The sequence below is a fragment of the Arsenophonus sp. ENCA genome, assembly GCF_002287155.1.
Lineage (GTDB): Bacteria > Pseudomonadota > Gammaproteobacteria > Enterobacterales > Enterobacteriaceae > Arsenophonus > Arsenophonus nilaparvatae.
The window spans coordinates 1-2,730 of sequence record NZ_NHNG01000142.1 but is presented as its reverse complement, the minus strand read 5'-3'; the positions used below and the strand labels follow the sequence as shown (position 1 = coordinate 2,730).

Below are 2,730 nucleotides of genomic sequence, written 5' to 3'. Positions count from 1 at the left end.
AGCACCCACGACAGTCAGCATTTCGAAAGGGTCATTGACAAGGCCAACACCAATCGCAATATCTACGCCGACCGAGGCTATCCCTCTGCGGAGCGGGAAGCTTGGCTGAAGGCAAACGGCTATAGGAGCCAGATTCAGCGTAAAGGCCATCGAAACAAACCGTTGTCCAAGACTCAGCAAGGGCGAAACCACAGGATTGCAAAGACTAGGGCACGGGTTGAACATGCATTTGCGGCGATGGAACAAATGGGTAGAAAACTGATCCGCACCATTGGACAGGTGCGCGCTAATTTTGCCATGACGATGATGGCAGCATGTTACAACCTAAAGCGGTTGGCGTACTTCCAGAGCGCGTGCATCGTGGCTTTCTGACGCCCAGAATGGGTCAAATGGCCCTAGCCAGGGCAATGTGCGATAGAATCAGTAGCGTGATAATCAAAAAAAATCTAATTATTTAGAATGAAAGCCAAGGGTTAATTGAAAATCTTGAGTTTTTCGAGGTGCCCAATAGTTATTCCTTTAACCATTGAAATAATAGGTATTAAGCTATCAGCCATAATAAAAATTAACGAAAACGATTCAGAATATATTATTAATGATGCTGGCAAAAAAGTTTCAATAGAAAAAATATCAAAAGGATTTGCAAAATTAAGGGATAAAACAAATTTAACATGGGAAGGTACACCTCCATCATTTCATGAAATAAGAAGTTTATCTGCAAGATTGTATACAGAGAAAAATGGCAGTGATTTTGCTCAAAAATTACTAGGCCATAAATCAGCGAAAATGACAGCAAAATATCAGGATGATAGAAGTAATGGATGGATTGAAGTATAATTCATAGTGAATGAACAGTGAATTATAGTGATAAAGTAAATATAATTTATTGATATATAATGAAAAAATATTGTAGCATCTTTGGAGATAGAAGATGGAGCACAATGAACAGCGAATGCTTTACCAGTGGTTAACTACCAGTTTGGTAAAAGGTAATTGTCGCATTCAGCTTGCTTATGTTGAAGGGGATGGTCAGTGGTGGTCATGGTTGTCCAATGATTCAGCAGGTATTTGGTGTGACAACTCTAATTGGCAGCAGGCACTGCAAACCTATAGTGGTAGTGCTGATCCAACGCTTGTTACTGAAGATTTGTTTCCTTGCATTAGCGCAGCCTGGTTTGCATTGCTTGGTGAAACAGTTAATGCAAAATTGAGCCAACAGCCGATTAATTACCGGTTGCCTAAGGGTATTTATCCCGTTATTACGGTAGACGAATGTCAGTTTGTGGTGGTTAATATTGGAGCAGAAAAGTGGCAGGCAGCTTTCGCCGATTGGACGCCATTTCAAGCTCCGCCTGTGCAAGTGACGGTTAAATTGTTAGCCGGTTTTATTGCTGATTGTGAAAATATTCGTCATAAGTATGGTTATTGGTTAGCTGGTAATGTGAATATCCGACAAGGAGAAGCATTATTATGGTGGCATGAGCCATTAGCTATCGTGACATTAACCGATGTTAATCAATTATGGATCAAAGAAATCCGACCGACGGTTACATTTAACCAAATACCCTATTTAGCTCAGATTGCCACCATAGATTTGCCATTAGCACAACTTTATACCCTTATTGCCGGCGAAAATTTGACTGGTAAGATGATGTTAGAGACACGAGTCCGTTTATTACGTAATGAACAACGTGTTGCTTGGGGTGAGTTATTAACTGCTCGAACTGGGATGGCATTTCACTGTCTTGAACTTGAAAAATAGTTTTACTGTTTTTTCTTGCCTCTTTTTCTAATGCAATAATATTAAAAATATTTAGCCTAGACAAAAGAGGTAGAAAAAACAGTGTGTGTCATCAAACTAGATATGATCATGTTTATGATGACATGCAATGCATTTGATTTTATCAGATAAATACAGCAGGATTAACGATACGATTACCGCGCCAATAAGGTATAAATAGCCAGTGGCTTTGTCATGCCAGTCGAATAAAAACATGCAGTAGAATGAAATCGATGATATTAACAGAACAGCGATTATCATCAATAAGTACGACACAATCAGCGATAGGCATTTTTTCATATAACCTCCTATTAGATTAGATGACAATATTATTTAAACATCTATCTTTCATTAATATGATCCTAACTATAGGGCACCTCGAAAAACTCAAGATTTTCAATTAACCCCTGGTTTTCATTCTAAATAATTAGATTTTTTTTGATTATCACGTTACTGATTCTATCGCACATTGCCCTGGCTAGGGCCATTTGACCCATTCTGGGCGTCAGAAAGCCACGATGCACGCGCTCTGGAAGTACGCCAACCGCTTTAGGTTGTAACATGCTGCCATCATCGTCATGGCAAAATTAGCGCGCACCTGTCCAATGGTGCGGATCAGTTTTCTACCCATCACGAGTTTCGCACCAATAAAAAAACGCTCTATTTTTAAGTTTAATTCAGCATGATATATAAATAGTCAAAACCTTATAAATCAAATACAACTTATTGTAATTTAAGAAAATTTATGTTTTTTAGTAACTTGCAGATTAATCATTGCTTTTAAGCCATTTTTAGAATTTTATATGCCTGTGCGAAACTCGTGGTATCGTGATTATGATGCCGAGTCAGGGCTATTTATCAATGCGGACAGTATCGGTTTTATGCTCGAAGCGATGCCGCTCATGGGTGCAAATGAGCAAATCGTCTTAACGTTAGAGAACTTAATCAGA

At 38.9% G+C, this 2,730-nt stretch carries 4 protein-coding genes and 1 pseudogene; 4 read left to right on the top strand and 1 reads right to left on the bottom strand.

Going from position 1 to position 2,730, the window contains the following annotated elements; translation table 11 throughout:
* From CBG25_RS03870 to CBG25_RS03860, 3 genes are all read left to right on the top strand, one after another.
* Positions 1 to 372 (top strand): transposase (locus CBG25_RS03870; RefSeq protein ID WP_290603757.1); only part of this gene is annotated, 372 nt, incomplete at its 5' end.
* A 105-nt stretch (positions 373 to 477) separates the two neighbouring features.
* A complete protein-coding gene (locus CBG25_RS03865) occupies positions 478 to 837 on the top strand; it encodes a tyrosine-type recombinase/integrase (protein ID WP_290604633.1) in 360 nt (119 codons plus the stop codon).
* Between the two features lie 94 nt (positions 838 to 931).
* Complete coding sequence (locus CBG25_RS03860) at positions 932 to 1,762, top strand: hypothetical protein (protein WP_290604632.1); 831 nt, start codon at positions 932 to 934, stop codon at positions 1,760 to 1,762.
* A gap of 523 nt (positions 1,763 to 2,285) precedes the next feature.
* Here CBG25_RS03860 and CBG25_RS03855 read toward each other — a convergent pair.
* Positions 2,286 to 2,411: pseudogene (locus CBG25_RS03855) on the bottom strand (IS5/IS1182 family transposase); the annotation flags it as partial.
* Positions 2,412 to 2,583: 172 nt separating this feature from the next.
* On the opposite strand from CBG25_RS03855, the gene CBG25_RS21280 reads away from it, so the two are divergent.
* On the top strand, positions 2,584 to 2,730 hold a 147-nt coding region (locus CBG25_RS21280), incomplete at its 3' end, for a TraC family protein (RefSeq protein ID WP_366212685.1).